This is a genomic window from Terrabacter ginsenosidimutans (assembly GCF_039539425.1).
GTDB lineage: Bacteria > Actinomycetota > Actinomycetes > Actinomycetales > Dermatophilaceae > Terrabacter > Terrabacter ginsenosidimutans.
Window position 1 is genome coordinate 1,116,733 of record NZ_BAABDC010000001.1, and the last position, 21,891, is coordinate 1,138,623.

Below are 21,891 nucleotides of genomic sequence, written 5' to 3' on the forward strand. Positions count from 1 at the left end.
TTGCCCTGCTGCGGTCCGCGGCGGGCGAGGTTGCGGGCTTCGGTGTCGCGAGCGCGGGTCCGCGCAGGCCCGGGACCGGCCCTCAGGCGCGCAGGAGGCGCCGGAGCTCGGCGAGGAACGCGTCGACGTCGGCCTCGGTCGTGTCCCACGAGCACATCCAGCGCACCTCTCCCGTGGCCGGGTCCCAGTCGTAGAAGCGGAACCGCTCGCGCAGCGCGTCCGCCACGCCGCGGTCGAGCACGGCGAAGACGGCGTTGGCCTGCACGGGGCGCTGGATCGCCACGCCGTCCAGACCGTCGACCCCGGCGGCGAGGCGGGTGGCCATCGCGTTGGCGTGGGTCGCCGAGCGGAGCCACAGGTCACTGCCGTAGAGGGCGATGAGCTGCGCCGAGACGAAACGCATCTTCGACGCCAGCTGCATCGACAGCTTGCGCACGTGGACCAGTCCGAGCGACGGGTCGGCGGCCAGCTCGGGGTCGACCACGACGACGGCCTCGGCGGCCAGTGCCCCGTTCTTCGTGCCACCGAGGCTCACGACGTCGACGCCGGCGGCGCCGGTGAAGGCGGACAGGTCGGTGCCGAGAGTGGCAGCGGCGTTGGAGATGCGGGCGCCGTCGAGGTGGACCCGCATGCCGAGCGAGTGCGCGTGGTCGGCGATCGCGCGGACCTCCTCGGGCGTGTAGCAGGTGCCGAGCTCGGTCGTCTGGGTGATGGACACGACGAGCGGCTGAGCCCGGTGCTCGTCGCCGAATCCCCAGGCCTGCCGGTCGACGAGCTCGGGAGTCAGCTTGCCGTCGGGCGTCGGGACCGTGAGCAGCTTGATGCTGCCCATCCGCTCGGGCGCGCCGCCCTCGTCGGTGTTGATGTGCGCCGTCTCCGCGCAGACCACGGCGCCCCACCGCGGGAGCAGCGCCTGCAGGGCGACGACGTTGGCCCCTGTGCCGTTGAAGACCGGCCACGTGACGGCGCCGGCACCGACGTGCCCGGCGACGACCTCCTGCAGTCGCGCGGTGTAGGCGTCCTCGCCGTAGGCGATCTCGTGGCCGCCGTTGGCCTCGGCGAGAGCCGCGAGGACCTCGGGATGCAACCCGGCGTAGTTGTCGGACGCGAAGCCACGGCGGTCGGGGTCGTGCAGGGTGCTCACGGGGTCCTCACTCGGGTCGTGCGGTGACGTTCGACGGATGGGTCGGGGGTGGAGATGCTCGGGCAGGCCCGACGGGCCCGTGTCCGGTCCGACGGGGACTGTGCCTGGGCCTACAGCTCGACGCGCCCGCCGTTGAGAGCGGCCGCATCACCGTCGAGGAGCTCGGTGAGCCACTCGGCGATCCTCGACGGGCTGGTCGCCGTGCGACCCGTCCCGATCCACCTCACCACACCGACGACCGCGGCCGAGCCCGGGGGCGCCTCGTCGGAACCGAAGGAGTCCGCGAGCGCGGCGAGCCACGTCTCTGCCGCAGCCTTGGCGCTGGCGTATGCCGCGTTGCCGGCCGTGGGTGCCTGCGCCGCGGCCGCGCTCACGATCGCCACGCGGCCTCGACCCGAGGCGAGCAGGTGGTCGTGCAGGGCGAGGGTCGTGTGTCGCAGCGTGTCGACGAGGTTGCCCGAGAGCCAGCGCCAGTCGTCGTCGGTCGAGTCGGTGAAGTGCTTGCCGCCGCGCCAGCCGCCGACGAGGTGGAAGAGCGCGTCGACGTGCCCGCGGTCCGACACGACCCCACGGGCCAGGGTCTGCACCGCCTCGCCGTCGAGCAGGTCGCACACGCGCGTGTCGAGACGGTCGAGGACGTCGCTCCCGACACCCTCGGCCAGCCCGGCGCGGAGCGACCCGAGCGAGGCGGCGTCACGGCCGACGGCCACCACGTGCTCCCCGCGGGCGAGCAGGGCCGCGCAGGTGGCCCGGCCGGTCTCCCCGGTGGCACCGGTCACGACGACGACCCGTGGCTCCTGCGACCCAGCCGCGTGAGCGGCCGTCGGAGCGTCGGCCGCGGTCACGCGCTCGCCCCGGTGATGCCGGACGTCGACTCGATGACGTCCTTCATCTTCTTGGACAGGGCCTCGTAGAACATCGACAGCGGGAACTCGTCGGGGAGCACCGCGTCCGTCAGCCCCTTGGGCGGCCCGTCGAGGGGCAGCGCGGTGAGGTCGCCGTCGCGGTGACGAGCCCAGGCCGACAGCGGGTGCGGCGTGAGCACGGACGCGATCAGGTCGTAGGCCGCGAGCCAGTGCGCGGTCTTGGGCCGGTCGATCGAACGCCAGTAGAGGTCCTCGACGGCGCGACCGAGCTCGAGCACCGGCTCCGCGACTCGCTCCCACTCGATGGTGAGGCGGTTGTCGGTCCAGTGCAGGACGCCCTTCTGGTGCAGCCAGGCGAAGAGCAGCTGGCCACCGAGACCGTCGTAGTTGCGGGTGCGGTCACCGGTGATGGCGAAGCGGAAGATGCGGTCGAAGAGGACGGCATACTGCACCGACCGGGCGTAGGGGTGACCCTGCGCCTCGAGCGCGACGGCCTCACGGAACGCCGTCAGGTCGCAGCGCAGCTCCTCGAGCGAGTAGAGGAAGTACGGCATCCGCTGCTTGATCATGAAGGGGTCGAACGGCAGGTCGCCGTGCATGTGCGTGCGGTCGTGGATGAGGTCCCACATGACGAACGCGCGCTCGGCGAGCTCCTGGTCCGCGACGAGACGGGCGGCGTCCGGCGGCAGGGACAGGCGCGTCACCGCGGCGGCCTCGGACACGACCCGGCGGAAGCGCGCGGCCTCGCGGTCGGCGAAGATGCCGCCCCACGTGAACGCCGGGACCTCGCGCATCGCGACGGTCTCGGGGAAGAGCACGGCGGAGTTCGTGTCGTAGCCCGCGGTGAAGTCGAGGAAGCGGATCGGCAGGAAGAGCTTGTTGGAGTAGTCCCCGCCCTCGAGGTCGGCGATGAAGTCGGGCCAGATGACCTCGAGCAGGACGGCCTCGACCTGGCGGTTCGGGTTGCCGTTCTGGGTGTACATCGGGAAGACGACGAGGTGCAGCAGCCCGTCGACGCGGTGCTGCGCCGGCGCGAAGGCGACCAGGGAGTCGTAGAAGTCCGGCACCTCGAACCCGCCGTCGGCCCAACGGCCGAAGTCCTTGACCAGCGCCTGGAGGTAGTCGGCGTCGTGCGTCAGCTGCGGCGCGATGGCCTCGATGCCGGCGACGACACGGCTGACGTGCTGGGCGGCCGCCTCGTGGTCCGCCGTCTCGGGCACGGATCCGTCGGCCGCCTGGAGGGCCCGCAGGTCGGTGACGGCGGCCTTCAGCCCCGCCCAGGCCTCCGACGCGATGAGCGGGTGGGCCTCGGCTGCGTCGACGCGGCGCAACCGGCGCGGCGCGACGAAGCACACGGCGTTGTGCACGAGCTCGGCGAACGACTGCCCACCGGCGGGCGAGCCCGCGTCGGGAGCGACGGCCAGCACGACGACGCGCCCGGTCTCGGCTCCGGTGGTCGACGTGGTCGTCGCGGCCACCGTCAGACCGCCGGAGGCGAGCAGGGGACGGGCCGGGCCCTGCACCGCGAGCGAGCCGGAGGCGCTCAGGGCGCCGAGGTCGACCCGCGCGAGCAGGTCCTCGCCCACCTCGGTGTCACGCTCGACGCGGACGGACGGGCGGAGGCTCCCGGTGGCGACCTCGCCGCCCGTGACGACGCCGGCCAGCTCGGCCGTGGGAGCGCCGAGGACGACGACGCCACGGCCACCGGCCAGCGCGTCACGCACCGCGTCGTGGTCGGTCGACGAGGCCTCGACGACGAGGACGTCGGCGGCCGGGGCGGGGGTGGGCACGCAGCCGCGCCGGGTCAGCGCGTCGGCCAGGCCGGGTCGGTCGGCGACGACGGCCACGAGGGGAAACAGGCTCACAGGGGCCTCCTGTCCGGAGATACTTCGGCATTGGTGCCTTGCTGACGAAGAATCTACGGGTCAAGGCCGGGTCAAAGCCAATTCGTCTCGCTGCAGCGTGACATGACGCACAGAAGGAGCTCCGGGCGCACGAGAGGGCGGCCACTCCTCCCCTGAGAGAGCGACCGCCCTTCGCGCTGCGGCTGCCGCGGGGCGAGGCTCACGCGGCAGCCGGGGTCACTTCGACGACGTCTGCTTCTGCGTCTCGGCGTTCGTCTTGCACTTCTTGCCCATCGCGTCGAGCTTGTCGCCGGCGGCGGAGACGACCTGGCGCTGACCGTGCCAGTCGCTCTGGAACTGCTCGGCGTCCGTGCCGCCCCAGTTGCCCTTGATGGTGGAGACGGCGCCGTTGACGGCCTCGACGATGCCGTCGAGCTCGCCCTTGTAGCCGACGAGCTTGTCACCGGACGCGGACACCGCGTCGGCGTTCATACCCTTCTTGTAAACAGCCATGTCAGTTCCCCTTCAGAAGTGAAGCGTGTGGTCGTGGGTGAGGTGCGGCGGATCAGTACTGCGACGAGGTGCTGCGCTGCTGCTGGACCTCGTGGTCGATCGTCGACTTCATCTCGGTGAGCAGCTTCTGGGCCTTCTGGAGCTCGGGACGGTGCGTGCCGGTCCACTCCTGCTCGAACTGCTTGGAGTCGTCACCCTGCCAGTTCTGCTTCAGGGACTCGACCTCCTGGTCGACCTTGGTGATGAGCTTCTGGATGGCCTCCGCCTGCTGCTGCAGGACGTTGCCCTGGGCGTTGACCTCATCGTCGTTCATTCCGAGCCAAGCCATGACCTTCTCCTTTGCCTGTGTTCCCCCGACCGATTCGGGAAGTTCTCCTCCGGACCAACCGTTCAGGCCCGCACTGTGCCAACTCCTCGACGTCCGCGACGGCTTCGGGCAGTTCGTCCCGATGAGCGGCTTTCGTCGACATGCAGAAACCTATGTCAGCCCTTGGGGAGTGTCGATGGGGAGCACTCCCCATGACCTCCCCACCCCGTGACGCACCGATGGCGTATGCCGTGTGCATCCACGGACTGCCTTGTGCCGCAACGCTGTCGGCGCGCTTTCACACCTCACGGCAGGGCCACCTGGAGCAGCTCGAACTTGCCCTTCTCGATGAGGAAACCGCGCCCGGGGGGCAGCTCGGCCCGGTTGAGGGCGGGGAGGTTGGCCTTGAAGACCGACAGCCCCTCGTTGCCGTCCGGGTGCAGGGCCAGGCCCGAGCGAGAGGTCTTGAGCAGCGCCGGCAGCCCGAAGTTGCTGCTGAAGAAGGCCGCCTCGCCCTCGGCCACGACGAGCTGGTCGTTGTCCACGCACGCCTTGGTCAAGGTGGTCAGGGCGTTCTCCGCGCCGGACGGTGCGAGGTCGTCGATGCGCTCGACGAAGACGGCGATCGGTCGCGTGACCCGCCCCTCCTCGATCTCGGCGGCGAGCCGGTTCGCCAAGGCGGAGGTGGCCTCGCCCCCGACGGCCGTCTCGGCCCAGATGCCCAGGTCGAGCAGCTCGGAGGTGCGGCGCGGCGTCATGAGGTAGAGCGCCGAGGCGGAGCTGAACCGGAAGAGGCCGGCGGCCGTCGTCGCGACCGCCGTCGTGCGGCCCGAGCCCGACGGACCCGTGATGATGAAGGTGCCCTTCGGGTCGAATCCGTGCGGCTCGAGGCTCGAGGAGGCGACGCCGACGACCGGTCGTCCGCCGGACTCCGACGGCAGGTCCCCGAGCGGGATGACCTCGGCGAGGCTCTCGATCCGGGGTGCCTGGCTGACGCCCGCCTTGCGCGTCGCGTCCGCGAACGCCTCGATGGCGGCGGCCTGGACGGTGACGTCGGACGACCCGCCGAGCACGGCGACCTGCACCTCGGAGCCGGACATGAGGCCACGTCCGGGCGGTGAGGCCATGGTCAGGACGTCGCCGGGCACCCCGAAGACGGAGTAGTCGTCGACGTTGCTCATGCGCAGGATGATCCGCCCCTGCACCGCGGCCGCGAGGTTGGTCGGCAGGCCCGTGCGCTGGTCGCTGGCGATGATGAAATGCACCCCGACGGGTCGGCCGTCGGCCGCGAGGCCGGCCAGCGCGTCGAGCCACTGGAAGCGCCCGCCGACCTCGTACGCCTGACGGAAGGCCGTCATGTTGTCGATGAGCACGATGACGCGCGGCTCGTCGGGGCGACCGGCGAGGCGCCGGTAGTCGGTGATCGTCGCGGCGCTCACGGCCGAGTAGCGGGAGGCCCGCTCGTCGATCGTGGCCCGCAGGGTGCGGATGAGCCGGACGACGCGCTCGTGGTCGCCGCCGGGGATGATCGAGCCGACGTGCGGCAGCGCCTCGAGCATCGCGAGACCCCGGTTGCCGAAGTCGAGACCGTAGACGTGGCAGGGGCCGCCGCGCACGGTGTAGCCGGCCGCGACCGCCATCGATCGCAGGAAGACGGACTTGCCCGAACCGGACGTGCCGTAGATCGCGATGTTGCCCTCCTTGTCGGGGCGGAACGCGATCTCCGGCTGGGCCTGGTTGTCGGGGTCGTCCGCGATGCCGAAGACGAGCTCGTCGTCACGGCGCTGTGTCGGCAGCGTCGCGAGGTCGTAGACCGGGCGCATGTCCGGCAGCCACGGCTTGCGCGGCTTGGGCAGCTCGGCCACGCGCGCAGCGCGACCGAGCGTCGACACGAGGCGCTGGATGTCGGTCGGGCCGAGGTCGGCGGACTTGTCGGCGCCCTCGACGCGCGGCGGCTCCCACTCGGTGCCACGGCCGAAGGTCAGGGTCTCGACCTTCATGTCGGGCGGCGGTGGGACGTCGGACGTCCACCCACCGGCATACCCCGTCTGGAAGGGGACGAGCCGGCCCGGTCCGGTCTTGGACACGGCACGGCCGGGGAGCGCGGGGTCGAAGAACGCCGCCTCCTTGGAGCCGAGCACGTCGTCGGAGTCGTTCTCGTCGGCCATGCGCAGCGCCATGCGCAGGTTGGTGTTGGCGCGCAGGTTGTCCTTGATGACGCCGGCCGGGCGCTGCGTCGCGAGGATGAGGTGCAGGCCGAGCGACCGCCCGCGCTGGGCGACGTTGACGACGCCGTCGACGAACTCCGGCACCTCCTGCACGAGGGCCGCGAACTCGTCGACGACGAGGATGAGCGACGGCGGGGCGTCCACCTCGCCGCGACGCTCGAGCTCGAGCAGGTCCTTGGCCTTGTGGCGGGCCAGCAGGTGCTCGCGGTAGTGCAGCTCGGCCGCGAGCGACGCCAGGGCGCGACGCACGAGGTGCGGCGACAGGTCGGTGACGAGGCCGACGGTGTGCGGCAGCTTGACGCAGTCGCGGAAGGCCGAGCCGCCCTTGTAGTCGACGAGCAGGAAGGTGACGCGCTGTGGGGAGTGCGCCGCGGCCATGCCGAGGATCCAGGCCTGGAGCAGCTCGGACTTGCCGGCGCCGGTCGTGCCGCCGACGAGGGCGTGCGGGCCGTCGGAGCGGATGTCGACGGAGAACGTGCCCTGGCTCGACTGGCCGACGATGGCGCGCAGGTTGCCGGGCTTGCGCGGCAGGACCGCGGGCGCATACGGCCCGGTGAGGATCGAGCGGGACTCGCCCCACTTCTCGATGACCGCCTCCTCGGAGCTGGCGAGGTCGGTGCCGGCGAGGGTCAGGAGCGAGACGGCCCGCGGCAGGTCGCTCGCGTCGTCGACGGGGACACCGGCGTCGACGACGGGCGCGAGCTGGCGCGCGCCGGCCATCGCCTCGTCGTAGTCCATGCGGTCGACGGCGACGGGCTGCACCTCCTCACCGGCGTGGACGAAGCCGGCGAGCGAGCTCTGGTCGTCGGACACGACGAGGAAGGTCTGGCACGCGGCGGGCAGCAGCTGCTGGGTCTCCGCGACCCACACGACGACGATGCCGTGCCGGTGCCCACGCTCGGCGATCGCGACGAGACGGCTCCGGTCGATGGGGGCGTCGCCCTCGACGAGCACGAGGACGGTCGGGCGCTCGGCAGTGGCCTGCTCCTGCTCCTTGCCGGTGCCCTTGGCCTCGACGATGTCCTCGAGGGCGTCGGCGAGCGCCGAGCACCCGGGTGCGCTCGCGGCGAGGTGGTCGACCCCGATCGGGCTGTGCGGCGAGGTCGTGTGCGGGAGCCACTTGAGGAAGTCCCAGTCTCGCGCCGAGCCGCCGGAGGCGAAGGAGCAGACCGCGAGCTCGGCTGGTGAGTGCAGCGCCACGCTCTGCAGCACGAACGAGCGGGCGGCGCCGAGGGCGCTCGCGCGCGGCCCGGCGATGCCGACCGCGCCGTCCGTCAGGGGCGTGGCGACCACGGGGACGTCGTGCACGACCTCGAGGCCCTGAAGCTGCTCCGAGACGGCGAGCCAGGCCTCCGCCTTGGAGCGGCCGACCGCCGGCATCTTGATCGCGGACCGCGACGGACGCGTGCCGAGGCCGAGCCGGAGCTCGCCGAAGCCGTTGCCATCGCGTCGACGGGTCCACAGCAGGGCGCTGCGGTCCCGGACCGCGGTGAGGCAGTCGACGCCGCTCGGGTGCTCGGCGCGCCGGGTGTGTCCTTCGGCCTCGAGCGACCCGCGGATCCGCTGCGAGAGCAGCTCGAGGTCCTCGCGGAAGTCCTCCATCGCCTGCGCGAAGTCCTTCTTCTGCTGGCGCCGGGCCTCGTAGTAGGTGCCCGCCATCATCATCGGCATCATCAGCATGAAGATGATCGAGAAGGCGCTGCGGGTGATGAGGTACATGACGATGCCCATGAGCAGCGGCACGACCATCGCCACGAGCGGCATCGGGTTGAGCTTGCCGCGCTCGGGCAGGTCGGGGACCTGGAACTCCTGGCCGGAGAAGAGCGGGGCCACCCGCGGCGAGCGCGAGAAGGCCACCGTGCCGGCGTCACCCGACAGGACGCCGCTCCCGGGACGGGTGACGACGCCGTCCCCCTGCAGGTGCACCTCGAGCTCGGTGTCGCCCACCCGCACGACGTCGCCGCTCTTGAGGTGTGCTCGGGTGACCTGCTGGCCGCCGGCGGTGATGCCGTTGGCCGAGCCGAGGTCGACGACCTCGACGACCTCCTGGATGACGAGCTTGGCGTGCTTGCGCGAGACCGACTCGTCGGAGAGCTGCACCTCGCAGCCGCGCCCGCGGCCGATGTATGCCGTGCCGCGGGCGAGCGGGAACTCGCGGCCCGCGTCGGGTCCCGACCGGATGTAGGCGACCGCCGCAGGCCGACCGCGGTCGACGAAGCCCTCACCGGCCCGGGTCACCGAGACGCGCATGCCGGACTGCAGCCCGCTCTCGGCGACGGTCGCGCGCGGGTCGAGCCCGCGCAGGTCCTGGTCGACGAGGGCGAGCGTCATCGCGGCGTCGACGCCGAGCACGCTCGAACGGTGCGGGTCGGCCGCCGCGAGGTAGGAGGCGAGGTCTCCGACCGTCGTGGCCGAGTCCGTCGTCGCGACGAGGTCGGTCTCGCGGTCACCGGACCGGAGGACGAACTTCAGCTTCACGCCTTGCCCTTCTTGGTGGGAGCGGAGGTGCCGATGCCGGCCCTGGTGGACCGGACGCGGCGGGCCGGTCGTGCCTTGCCCTGACCGCGTGACGTGCGAGCGATCGCCGGGCCGAGCCCGGATCCGGTCGGCAGGTGGTCGCGGAAGGTGCGCAGGGACACGTCGCCGCGCAGCTTCTGCCAGAAGGTCTGCTGGCTGCGGATCCGCTTGCGCGCGGTGTCCACGTCGGCCCAGAAGGCCGCGACGGCCTCGGCGGTCGGCTCGTCCACGTCGAAGACGTGTCCGTTCGCGGCGGCCGCGACCGGCACGAGCGCGAGTCGTCGAGTGTTCACTTCCCCGCCTTCAGGGGACGGTGATGCCGCTTCCGGGCTCGAGGGAAGGTGGGCACTCGACGGGAGGGGGGCGCCCATGAGGGCACCGTCGACGACGACACTGGGCTTCGGCGGCAGGGGGCCGTCGACGTGCAGCTCCAGCGCGCGCGCCTGCTCGATGCGGGTCCCCTTGGTGGGCAGCGGCATCCGCAGGTCGCGGGCCGTGTCGATGATCTCGCGCCAGCCTCCCGTGACGCGTGTCGCCGTGCCACCCGTCGTGCGCCGTCGGCGCCGACGAAGCCACTTGGCCCCACGGATCGCCAGGTAGACGACGAGCAGGACGGTCAGCGGCAGCAGCACGTAGAAGATGAGCCAGCGCAGCCAGTCCGGCCAGTTGTCCGGGTTGAGCGGGTTGTCGTCCTTCGGGGGGTTGCGCAGCTGGGTCGCGTTCTGCGCCTGGTCCGGGCCCTGCAGGACGCTGGGCGGGTTGTTGGCCGCGGGCGGTGGCACCTGGGCGCCGGTCTTCTTCTCCTCGGACTTGCGGATCAGCTGCTGCGGCTTCTTGTTGCGCTCCGGCACGAACTGCGTGGCCAGGATGGGCATCCACGATCCGTCGGAGAGCTTGACCTCGACCCACGCCCGGACGTCCTTGCCCTTGACGACGCCGCCGGCCTCGGGGATCGCGCCGAGCACGACGCGAGCCGGGACGCCGAGCCGGTTGGCCACGAGCGCGTAGGCAGCGGCGTACTGCTCGTCGTTGCCCGCGAGCTGGGTCGACTTCATGAACTGGCTCATGCGCAACAGGCTGTGGCCCGGCAGGAAGACGTTCTGGTAGTCGCCGGGCGCGCCGCCGTCGGTGTAGGCGCCGTCCTGGAGGGCCTTGGCGACCGCGGCGACCTTCTCCCACTGCCCGTCGACCCGGTCCGTCCAGGGCGTGACCTTGTCGTCGAGGAACGTCAGGGCCGACGCGTCGACGGTCGAGCCGTCGGCGACCTCCAGCGACTTCGGCAGGTCCTTCGGCGGCGTCTGGACGTAGGCGGTGACGGTGTACTGGTCGCCGGTGGCGAGCTTCTCGGGGAGGACCCCGGTGTTCGTGTCGATGTTGAAGCGCAGGTCGTCGGAGAGCTGGTCGCGGCGCCCACCGGCGAAGTCGAGGCCGGTGACCGTGCCGAACGTCGGCAGCCACACGTCGCTGTAGCCACCCGCAGGCACGGACACCGTGGCCGTCACCTCCTGGCCCGGCCCCTCGGCGGCGATGTGGGAGCCGACCTTGCGGAAGCTCGTGCCCTCGGCGTCGGGACCGTCGCCGAGGTTGGCGACGTTCCTTGCGCCCCAGACGAACCCGTCGTAGGAGTCGAGCGCCGCGAACCGCAGAGGCACGTTCGCCGGCAGACCCGTGACTGTGAGCAGCGTCTTGTCGAACTGCTTCGCGCCGTTGGGCTCGGTGTACTGGCGGAAGCCGGCGAGCGGCGATGCGTACTGGCTCACGTCGAAGGGCGGCACGAGCGAGGAGCGGAAGACCGTGCGGGTGTGGTCGGCGCCGGGCAGCATCGGCCCGACGAAGAAGCCGCCGACGGTGGCGACGGCGAGGAGCCCCGCGGTGGTCACGGCGCGCGTCGTGCGACCGGCGCCGTTCTGCAGCGCCGGACGGTTGCGGTTGCTGCGCAGCGCCGTCCAGCCGATGGCCACGAGCGCGAACACGGCGCCCTGGACGAGGACGGCCGCCGGCGTCGGCGTGCCGAGGACGATCGAGGCGACGAGCAGGGCCACCGGCGAGACGAGGGCGAGGACGGCCCCGGGCCAGCGGCGGGCCACACCGTAGGTCAGCGCGGCGCCGACGAGGCCGAAGAGGAACGGGAGCGCCATGTACGGACCCTCGGAGTCGACCGGCGGCAGGGCCGTCAGCAGCTCCTTCCAGCCCGGGACCGCCATGTGCACGAGGGTCCCGAACGTCGACCCCGACGGGAGGAACCCGGCGACGAGGTCCTCGCGCACGGCGATCGGACCGGCGAGGAGCAGGTAGGCCGCCGCGGCGCCGAGCAGCGTCACGACGCCGAAGGCCCGGAACGCAGCACCGACGTGGCTCACGAGCAGGCCGACGAGCAGGCCGGCGAGGCCGACCCACAGCCACCCGAGGCCGAAGAAGGTCGTGCGGAAGCCGACCAGGGCGATGCCGACGAGCGCCACCGTGAAGCCGGCGTCGACGAGCTGCGGCACCGTCGGACGCAGCTTGTCCAGCTGCGCCCCGAGGCGTTCACGCGCGCTCGGTGGGCGCACGAGCGCGCTCGGCGGCGGGGCGGAGATACCGGTCTGGCTCATCGGGCGACTCCGGTGAACAGGAGGGGACGGAGGTCCTCGAGCGCGCTCAGCGTGAGGATCGTGAGGCCGCCGCCGCGGCGCAGGCCGTGGTCGGCCACGGGGTCGACGACGACGATGACGCGCGTCACCTCCGGCGGGAACTGACCCGCCGCGCGCTGCAGCTCGATGAAGGGGCGGTGCGGTCCGGTGACGAAGAAGACGGTCGAGGTGTCGGGCGCGAGGTCGGTGGCATCGAGGCTCACCGCGAACAGGTCGACGGGCCCGGGCTCGACGCGCGACATGGCGTCGAGTCCCACCTGGGGCACCGTCCTCGTCACCTTCTGCGGGCCGCAGACCATGGTGCAGTCCTGCTCGTCGAGCATGACGCGGACCATGATCGAGGACCCGACCGAGATCGCCGTCTCGACGTCGGCCTGGATGGCCGTCGGGGCGTTGGCCGCCATGACGTCACGCTCGACGTCGCGGTCGGTCCGGCCCGTCCTGCCGTGACCCGAGCGGTACTGCTCGGGGTCCGGGTCGACGATGACCGTCACGTGCGAGCGCCGCGTGTCCAGGAACTGGCGCACGAGGAGGCGGCCGGCCTTGGCCGAGCTGCGCCAGTGGATGTAGCGGCGGTCGTCGCCGGGCTGGTACTCGCGCAACGCGTGGAAGGCGAGGTCGCTCATCGAGACGTCCTCGGTGGTGCTGCCCTCGAGGTCGCGCAGCAGGCCCGCGCCGAGCGACTCGAGCGCGACGGTGCGCGGGTGGACGAAGAGCTCGGTGCGCTCGGTCCACGTCAGCGTGCGGCGCATCAGGCCGAGCGGGTCGCCCTGCACGGTCGTCGCCGGGCCCACCTGGATGACGCCGCGACGGGACGTCGGGACGACGAAGAGCTCCTCGTGGGCGTTGCCGGGGGTCAGCGCCGGCAGGACGAAGCGGGCAGCCGACAGGCCGACGGGCAGCTCGACGAGGATCGGCAGCATCGGCGTGCGCGCCTCGTTGGTGACGAGTATGCGCCCGGTCGCGGGCTCGCCGACGACGACGCGCCTCGGGTCGACCTCGGCGAGGATGCGCACCTTGGTGCGCCCCAGCGCGAGGGCGAAGCAGACGAGGAAGAGCACGATGGCGGCCGCAGCCACCATGAGCAGCTCGGTCCAGCCCCAGCGGGCTCCGACGACCCAGCAGACGACACCCAGGGCGAGGATCGTCCAGCCGAGCGGCGAGACCCACCGCAGGATGCCGGCGACCGGGCGCCAGACGCCCTCGGTCTGGCCGGCCACCTGCTCGAGGGAGCGGGTGATCGGCTGCGTGATCTGGCGGATGCCACGGCTCGTCGTCCCGTTGACGGCGCGCGCACGCCCACCGGTCGAGCCGGCCTGCGCCTCCGCCACGGGCGCGGCGGCACCGGCCGACGCTCCCTTGCGTGACGGCATACGGAAGCGGCCGCCGCGACGCGACGGTGCGGCCCCCTGGTCCTGCTGGGTCATGCGTTCCCCTTGCTGGCTTTCTGCGGTCCTGCTCCGGTCGGGCTGCGGTCGGGCTGCGGTCGGGCTGCGGTCGGGCGGTCAGGCCGAGGCGCGCTCGGCCGGCGGCGCGATGTCCCCGAGGATCTGGTCGACGCACTGCTCGACCGTCGTGCCGGCGAACTGCGCCTCCGCGTTGAGCAGCAGGCGGTGGCTGAGGATCGGCTCGGCGAGCATCTTGATGTCGTCGGGCACGACGTAGGTCCGGCCCTGGCTCGCCGCCCACGTCTTGGCGCAGCGCACGTAGGCGAGGCAGCCACGGACCGACAGGCCGAGCTTGAGGCTCGGGTGGCGGCGCGACTCCTCGGCGATCCGGCTGACGTAGCCGAGGATCGCGGGGTCGACGTGCACCTCGTCGGCGAGCTTGCTCATCTCGACGATGACGTTGCTCGCGATGAGGGGGCTCAGCGTCTTGGCCCGGTCACGCGTCTTCGCGTCGGCGAGGACGGCGATGGTCGCCTCGTGGTCGGGGTAGCCGACGCTGGCCTTCATGAGGAAGCGGTCGAGCTGCGCCTCGGGAAGGCGGTAGGTGCCGGCCTGCTCGATGGGGTTCTGAGTCGCGATGACCATGAACGGCTCACCGACCGAGTGCGGCTTGCCGTCGATGGTGACGCGGCCCTCCTCCATGACCTCGAGCAGCGCCGACTGCGTCTTGGGCGACGCGCGGTTGATCTCGTCGGCCAGCACGATGGTCGCGAAGATCGGGCCGGGGTGGAACTCGAAGCTCTGCTTCGTCGGCTCGTAGATCGTGACGCCGGTGACGTCGGAGGGCAGCAGGTCGGGCGTGAACTGGATGCGGCTGTGCGTGCCCTGCACCGTGGCCGACAGGGCCCGTGCGAGCTGCGTCTTGCCGGTGCCCGGGAAGTCCTCGAGGAGCATGTGGCCCTCGGAGAGCAGGCAGGTCAGCGCGAGGCGCGTCACGTGCTCCTTGCCCAGGACGGCCTTCTCGATGTTGCCGACCAGCTGGTCGAACGTGTGCGCGAACCAGGTGACCTGCTCCTGCGTGATGCGACCTGTGGCGGGGGTGGCCGTCATGGGTGTCGTTCTCCTGTCATGTGTTTCGTCGATGTGGGGGTATGCCGGGTGGCTCGGTCGGGGCGCCGCCGCGAGGTTCGCGGCGTCAGCCCCACGGGTTCTTGGTGGCCGAGTCCCGTCCGTTCGAGCCGGTGCAGGTCACGGTGACCGATTGGTTCGGGTAGCCGAGGAACTTGCCCGAGTTGTTGCGTCCGTTCGTCGGTCGGTGCGTGCTGGCCGACCCGTCGTCGGGCTGGGACCACCCGCTGATCGAGCAGCTGATGCTGCCCTCGAAGTTCTGCAGCTCGTAGCCGATGTGGTTGCAGTTCGTGCCGCACTCCTGGCCCTGGTAGGGGTCGAAGCAGCCGGTCGTGCCACAGGCGGTGCCCTTGTAGACGCTGAGCACCTTCGGGTTCGGCTTCGGGTCCGTCGTGCCGGTGACGTAGGCCGTCCAGGGGCCGGGGCCCGAGTCCTGGGCGATGGCCCGCACCCGGATCTTGCGCGACGTGGAGTAGCCGAGGCCACCGAACGTCGTCGAGTGCGTGCCCGCGCCCACGGTCTGGTTGCGGTCACCGTCGATCTCGTAGCCGGTGATCGGGCGACCCTCGGACGGCGCCGTGCCCCACGTGAAGGTGATGCTGTTGTTGTCGTGGGACTCGCGCAGCCCCGGCACGCCGTTCGTCGGGCCGTAGGGGTGGAACGAGACGGCGTTGGACCACGGCGAGCACTGCCCGGCGACGTTGCAGGCCTGGATCTGCATGCTCTGCTGGGTCGTGCCGAGACTGGCGGCCTTGCCACCCGAGCAGCCGCCCGAGCAGGCCCACGAGCCGCTGCGGCCCGCGGACGTCTGCCAGTTGACCTTGTCGTAGCCCCGCGATCGCGAGTCACCGAGGCTGAACGAGGCGTCGCCCGAGTAGTCCTTGCGGGGCGTCACGACAGACCTGAGGTTCGGCGTCTCGGGGATGCCGTCGGCGGTGTAGCCGCTGAAGTTGGCCTTGTCGGAGGTCGCCGGGCCACCGTTGGTGGCGGTGACGGTGTACTCGACCCGCTGCCCCTGGTAGGGGATCGTGTCGCTGACCGTGCGGGACTCGCCGCCGGAGCGTGTCGCGATCTGGGTCCACGCGCCGCCCCCGGAGCGGCGGTACACGTCGTACTGCGTGATCGGCGGACCGTTGGGGTCGGTGGCCGGCCAGGAGACGGTCACCTGGGCGTTGGCGTCGCCGGGTGTCGGCGTCCGCGGGTTCAGCGTCGGGGCCGGCACGTTGGCGGGCTTGCCGAACGACTGCGCCTTGACGGTGGGACCGAAGGGACCCCAGCCGGCACCGTTCTTGGCCTGGACGCGGATGTTGTACGCGTCGTTGTTGACCAGGCCCGAGAGCACCTTCGTCAGTGCCGGGGCCTTGACCGGCACCGTGCCGCCGGACCCGGCGCTCGAGCCGATGTCGGTGTACTGGACGCGGTAGTCGGTGACCTCGCTGCCCTCGTTGGCCGGCATCGTCCAGTTGACCGTGAGCTTGCGGTCGCCAGGTACGACGTTGCTGATGACGGTCGCCTTGGGCTTGGTGTCGGGACGGACCGTGTTGCTCCTCGGGCTCTCGTCGGACCAGCCCACCGCGTTCTGCGAGCGGACGGTGAAGGAGTAGTCCTTGCCGTTGGTCAGGCCGGCGATGGTGCACGGCGAGCTCGCGCAGGCCTGGCGCACCTCACCACCGTTGGCGATGACCTCGTACTGCGAGATCGGCAGGCCGCCGTCGTAGGCCGGCGGCCGCCAGTCGACACGGGCCGTGCTGCCGAGGATGCGGTCGGCCACGGCGGCCGGCGCGTCGGTCGGGTCCGGCTTGCTTCGGACGGTGACGGTCACCTGGCCGAGCGCCGCCGGGCGCCCCGGGGCGTCGAGGACGCGCAGCGCCACCTTCGTGTCGTTGCGGGCCTTGTCGGAGGCCGAGACCGTCAGCTGGCAGCCGCTCGCCGATGCCGTGACGCCGACACCCGAGACGACCTGGCTCGACTGGAGGGAGCACTGCGGGGCGGTGAGCGGGCTGTCGAGGTACTGGGCGAGGTTGACCGTCCGGCTCGTGCCGGCGATGAGGCCTTCGACGAGCACCGGGCGCATCGTCGCGATCGGGGGCGCGCTCGTGACGCGGACCTTGATCTTGAACGTGTCAGCGCCGCCCTTCGCCTTGATGGCGACGGCGCCGGTCGTGCCGGCCTGCGCGGCCGCCTGGGCCCTGAGGACGACCTGTCGACCGCCCTGGCCGACCTGCGACAGGTCGACCCGGTCGGCGGCCGGGTCCCACGTCGCCTCGTAGGCGACCGCGCCGGCATCCAGGCCGTCGGGCAGCCAGGCGTGGCAGAGGCGTGGGATGTCGAACGTGCGGGACGGACCGTCGGCCGCGAGGAGCACCTCGTGGTCGGGGCAGCGCAGGACGGGCACGTCCGGACCGATCTGCACCGGCACGGTGACGTAGGTCTTCTGGGCGGCCTTGTCGGTCGGGCCCGTCGCGTTGGTCACCTCAAGCATGAGGGCGGCCGGTCCGACGTAGCCGTTCGTCGAGGTCAGCGTGAGCTCGGTCCCGGACGTGACGGCGGACTGCAGGTTCTCGGCCGGCGAGGTCGACACGGTGTCGGGCGAGGTGACCGACACCTTGCCGCCGCGCGGGTCGATGACGTAGTCGTCGAGCGCGACCTTGACGGTCGAGTCGGCGCCCATCTTCACCGTCTTGCCGGCAACGACGTAGGGCTGGCCGTTGTTGCCCGCCGGGACGTAGATGAGAGCCATCGCCTGGGCGCCGTCGGCGTCCTCGATGACGTAGGGCACGACGCGCGCCTGGGGGCGCAGCTGGATGCGCAGCTTGCGGCCCTCGCGAGTCACGCCGTCGCCGTAGAACTTCACGATCTTGAGCTGCGACTGCTCGCCGTCGAGGTCGCGGTCGTTGGCGAGCGCGTCGACGAGGATCGAGGTCTCACCGGGCTTGGCGGACCCGGTGTCGTCGACAGCCGTCGGCGGGTTGTTGAAGTCCTTCTGGCCCCGGACGGTCAACGTCGACTTCGACGGGTCGAACAGGCCGTTGGTGATGCCGTAGGTCAGCACCTTGGCGGGGCCGACCTCGGGGACGACGACCTTGAAGGTGTCGTCCTTCTGGCGCTGGAACTGCTTGAGGGCGTCGGGGTCGTTGAGCGTCGACAGGTCGACGAACGACACGGAGTCGCCCGCGGCGATGAGGTCGTTGGCGAGGACGTCGGCGCGGACCGTGCGGCCCGGCGCGGCGACCACGTCGTCCTCGACGGCCACCGGCGGCTGCGGGTCGCCCGGCTGGACGACGCCGACGCGCACGAAGCCGTCGCTCGTCGCGCCGAACCGGTCGCGCAGCTGGTAGCGGATGACCTCGGTACCGGCGCTGCGGGGGTAGGCCTCGTAGCGGATCGTCGCGGCGCCGAAGCCGACGACGCGGCCGAACTTCAGGTCCACCGGACCCGTGTCGTCGCCGACGATGCCGCTGACGAAGGTGAGGTCGCCGTCGGGGTCGACGCCGCTCGTCGGCACCGTGATCGACAGGGTGTCACCGGCGGTGACGCTCGCGCTGAAGCTGCGTGCCTGCGGAGGCTGGTTGGGGTACTTCACCGCGTCCGGCAGCGGGTTGACCGTCACCGTGATGCGACCGGTGCCACCGCGCGAGCGCAGGCCCTCGGGATAGGTCGTGTACTCGAGGATCGCGGTCCTGGGCCCGGTCAGCGCAGCGACCTCGGGGACGTAGCGGACGACCGTGCCCGAGGCGAACGCCTGCCCGCCGCCGGACAGCACGCGCACCTCGGGGGCGAGCTTGAGCGGGATGCCCTCGCTCATCGAGTCGTTGTCGAGCGCCGGGATCGTCACGGCGTCGCCGACGCGGACCGTGGCGATGTCGTCGACGACGGTCGGCAGGACCTTGTCCTTCGGCTCGGGCTTCTGGACGACGGCCAGCTCTCCGACGGCGGTCCTGGTGCCGTCGGAGATGGTGTAGCGGACGGTCCCCTGCCGGATCTCGTTGCCGGTGACCGGGGCGGTGGCCTGCACCCGGACCCAGCGGCCCTGCACGATCGATGCCCGGAGCCACGCCTGCGAGGACTCGACGCGCTGGACGACGAGGACGTCGCTGCGAGGGCTGTAGTCGTTGGACAGGACGTCGGCGATGACCGGCGTCTGGCCCCGGACGACAGCTGCGTCGGGGGTCGCGACCGGCGGGGCGTCGTTGTCCCTGTCGGGCAGGATGTCGACACGGATGCGTCCGGTGGCGACGCCGGCCCCGACCTGCGCGGTGTACGTGACGACGGAGGTGCCCGGTGTCTGCCCGGTGACGGTGACGACACCGGTGTCGAGGTTCGAGTCGAGCTTCAGCTGGCCCGGACCGCGGACCGCCTGTGCGAGTCGCATCCGCGCCTCGGGGTCGGTGGGGTCGGCGCCGGCGATGTCGTTGCCGAGCGGCTGGAGCTGCACGGGCTTGCCCACGACGGCCCGCACGACGTCCGGCTGGGTGCGCGGCCGGACGGGCTTCGTGTCGTCCTCGCTCAGCACGTCGAGGCCGACGGAGGACTGGGCGGTGCCGCCACGGCCGTCATCGACGACGTACTTGACGACCTGGTCGCCCTTCTCGCCCTGCGCCTTGATCGTCAGGGCGCCGGAGCCGTCGACACCCGTGGTCGCGACGTCGACGGGCGACACCTGGATCGGGTCGTTCTCGGCGTCACGCCAGTCGGCGACGACACCGACGCGGACCGAGCCGTTCGCGACGACCGGGTACGACGACTGCGCGAGCCGGGCCTGCCCGGAGCGCAGCTTCGGAGCCGAGTTCACGTCGTCGGTGACGATGCGGACGGTGACCTTCGCGGTGGCCCGGCCGTTCTTGGCCGTCGTGCCGTTGTTGACGGTGTAGCTGAACGAGAAGCCCTGGGCGCGAGGCTCGTCGGGGACCGTCACCTGGACGGTCTGGCCGTCGGCCGACGGCGTAGCCTGGATGCCGGGGGTGTCGGGCTGCGTCACGTCGCCGGGCGAGATCGCGAGGATCGAGCCCTGGCTGTCGGAGTCGTTGTCGAGCACGTGCAGCGTCGACGTACGCCCCGGACGCACCTGCATGGCGTCCGGCTGGGCCTTGGGTGGCGTCCGCGTCTGCTGGTCGTCGAGGAGGTTCTCGTCCTTCTTCTTGTTCTTGTCGTCGGTCTGCGGCGGGGGGATGACCGAGTTCCAGTTGTCGATCTTGACCTTGTCGCGGTCGATGTCCCACACGTCGCCGGAGTCGAGGTCGTTGAGCACGATGAGGCCACGGTTGACGCGCAGCTTCACGCCGTCGGTGCGCACGCCCTTCTTCATCGCCCCGAGGTCGACCGTGTCCGCGTCGGTGGGCGCGCCGCAGTTGCGGCCGTAGTAGACGTCGGACGCCCCGGCCCACGCGGCGTGGATGCAGCTCGCGAGGCGGACCGGAGCCGAGAGGAACAGCTGCTGGCCCGGCGCGCCCTGGCTCAGCTTGACGCCTCCGGTGGTCGGACTGTCTCCGGTCAGCGAGACCTGCGCCAGCTGCGACTCGTCCTGGATGAGGACCGAGGCGGCATCGGGACCGGGCTGCTGCAGCGCCGCGAACGCGGGGTTGCCGGGCTCGGCGTTGCCGACCGACAGCTGCTGCGGCTCAGGCAGCGCGTCCGAGTAGAGCTTGCCGGTGCCGGAGTCCCACACCACCCAGTGCGATCCCACGGCGGTGACCTGCGCGGACTTCGAGGAGAACTTCAGCTGGGTCGTCACCGGCTTGTCGAGCTCGGTGGTGCTCTTGGGCCGGATGACGGTGACCGTGCCCTTCTCGGCCGACAGGGCGTAGACGGAGCCGTCGACCCCGACCGCGACGGCGGCGTTGCCACCGACCTTGGCGAGCGGCTTGGCCTGGGTCTGGAGTCCGTCGAGCCCGCTGATGCCGGAGCGCTCGTCGACGCGCTGGGCGCGAAGCTCGCCGGTGGCCGGGTCGATCATGGCGATGGTGCCGCCACGGAGGTCGATCGGCGGAGTGGTGAAGACGCGATTGCCGGTGGCCGTGCTCGCCTTGGGCAGCAGGACGGCCTGCTCGGACCGCAACGTTCCCTCGGACGGGCTGATCGGGACGACCTGGTTGCTCGCCTTGGTGTAGCCGACGACGGCCGCGCCGTCCTGGAACATGTCGAGCCCGGAGCTCGCGCCCACGTCCGCGTAGACACCGGCGTCGAACTGGCCCGCGGCCTTGTTGATGCGGCCGAAGCGGGACTGCTCGGAGTTGGTGACCCAGATGCCGCCGTCGTTGAGGTCGGCCTTGCGGACCAGCTCACCGTCGCTGCGGGTCGCGAGCCATACGAGCAGGCTCGCGACGAGGGCGACGACGACGGTGGAGATGACCCCGATCCGTCGCTTGGTGGCGGCGGTGCTCATACGTTCCCCTGTTCGGCGACGACCCTGCGGTCGTCCGCCTTGTTCTCTTCGTCGGCCGTGGTGCCGATGGCGGTGTCTGCGGTGTCCGAGGTGTCGGTGGCCGGGGCGTCGAGGAGGGCGAGGTCGCTCTCGCTGACGAGCTTGGTCGAGAGCGCGTGCTCGACGAGCCGTGCCTTGCGGTTGGTCGCGAGCTTGCCGACCCCGCCGTGCAGGCCGCGCGTGCCGGCGTCGGCGAGCTTCTGGCAGACGTTGTCGAGCTTGCGGTTGAAACGCGTGAGGGTCCAGCCGAGCCGGTCGGCGGCTGCGGCCGAGGAGGGGATCTGGCTCGTCCCCGCTTCACGCCGCAGCAGGAACGGCTCGCACAGCGCGACGATGAGCAGCCTCTGGTCCGGCGTGAACGAGACGCGGCCCACGGTGGCCGCCCCCACCTCGTCGTCGACCTCGGCTGGAGCGTCGCTCGTCACGGACGTGAACGCCGGGCTCGCCACGTGGATCTCGAAGTCGTACGTCGTGGGCCCGGCCGTGAACCAGACGATGAGCTTCCTCATCGCGAGCGGGATCTTCGCGCCGGGGTTGAGCCAGGCCTGGAAGAGACCTTGCTCGTCGGCGACCGTCGCCGTCAGCGTCGAGCCGGTGTTGCTGATCCACCAGAAGCCGTTCTCGAAGGAGACGACGAGGAAGGTGCGGTGCAGGTAGGGGTTGTCGTCGACCTCGACGTCGCCGGTGCGACCGATGGTCAGACCGGTGTCCGGCGACACGGAGTACTCCTCGCCGCAGAACACGACGGTCACCTTGCTGTGGATCACGATCAGGTCCCCTGATTCCTGTCGACACGCCCATGCGCCGGCACTCGCGGTCAACGATGTCCGGACGTGCGGCGTTACGGAAGCTTGTGGTGGTTTGGTGGTGTCCGGGTCGAGGCTGCCGCCCCGGCCGTCCTGTGT

Annotated in this window: 11 protein-coding genes; all 11 read right to left on the reverse strand. The window is 71.5% G+C overall.

The window, feature by feature from the left end; translation table 11 throughout:
* Positions 1-82: 82 nt before the first annotated feature.
* The gene (locus ABD831_RS05235) at positions 83-1,144 is read right to left on the reverse strand and encodes a threonine aldolase family protein (RefSeq protein ID WP_344942546.1); all 1,062 of its coding nucleotides are present in this window, start codon (positions 1,142-1,144) and stop codon (positions 83-85) included.
* A gap of 110 nt (positions 1,145-1,254) precedes the next feature.
* Complete coding sequence (locus tag ABD831_RS05240; protein ID WP_344942549.1) at positions 1,255-1,923, reverse strand: SDR family NAD(P)-dependent oxidoreductase; 669 nt, start codon at positions 1,921-1,923, stop codon at positions 1,255-1,257.
* Between the two features lie 62 nt (positions 1,924-1,985).
* Positions 1,986-3,341 carry a DUF6421 family protein gene (locus tag ABD831_RS05245; protein ID WP_344943027.1) on the reverse strand — a complete coding sequence of 452 codons (1,356 nt, stop codon included), beginning with the start codon at positions 3,339-3,341 and terminating at the stop codon, positions 1,986-1,988.
* Between the two features lie 750 nt (positions 3,342-4,091).
* Complete coding sequence (locus ABD831_RS05250) at positions 4,092-4,367, reverse strand: WXG100 family type VII secretion target (RefSeq protein WP_344942552.1); 276 nt, start codon at positions 4,365-4,367, stop codon at positions 4,092-4,094.
* 52 nt (positions 4,368-4,419) lie between these two features.
* On the reverse strand, positions 4,420-4,695 hold the full coding sequence (locus ABD831_RS05255) for a WXG100 family type VII secretion target (RefSeq protein ID WP_081633740.1): 276 nt from the start codon (positions 4,693-4,695) through the stop codon (positions 4,420-4,422).
* Positions 4,696-4,979: 284 nt separating this feature from the next.
* Positions 4,980-9,380 carry a type VII secretion EssC family protein gene (locus tag ABD831_RS05260; RefSeq protein WP_344942556.1) on the reverse strand — a complete coding sequence of 1,467 codons (4,401 nt, stop codon included), beginning with the start codon at positions 9,378-9,380 and terminating at the stop codon, positions 4,980-4,982.
* Entirely contained in the window at positions 9,377-12,010 is a 2,634-nt protein-coding gene (locus tag ABD831_RS05265; protein WP_344942559.1) for a transglutaminase TgpA family protein, read from the reverse strand. Before ABD831_RS05265 ends, ABD831_RS05260 begins: the two co-directional genes overlap by 4 nt.
* Positions 12,007-13,476, reverse strand: coding sequence for a DUF58 domain-containing protein (locus tag ABD831_RS05270; protein WP_344942562.1), 1,470 nt, complete (start codon positions 13,474-13,476; stop codon positions 12,007-12,009). Before ABD831_RS05270 ends, ABD831_RS05265 begins: the two co-directional genes overlap by 4 nt.
* Before the next feature lie 78 nt (positions 13,477-13,554).
* Positions 13,555-14,547 (reverse strand): AAA family ATPase, encoded by a 993-nt coding sequence (locus tag ABD831_RS05275; protein WP_142175443.1) that lies wholly within the window; start codon positions 14,545-14,547, stop codon positions 13,555-13,557.
* Between the two features lie 85 nt (positions 14,548-14,632).
* Complete coding sequence (locus ABD831_RS05280) at positions 14,633-20,947, reverse strand: Ig-like domain-containing protein (protein WP_344942567.1); 6,315 nt, start codon at positions 20,945-20,947, stop codon at positions 14,633-14,635.
* Complete coding sequence (locus ABD831_RS05285; protein WP_344942570.1) at positions 20,944-21,753, reverse strand: hypothetical protein; 810 nt, start codon at positions 21,751-21,753, stop codon at positions 20,944-20,946. Before ABD831_RS05285 ends, ABD831_RS05280 begins: the two co-directional genes overlap by 4 nt.
* Positions 21,754-21,891 lie beyond the last annotated feature (138 nt).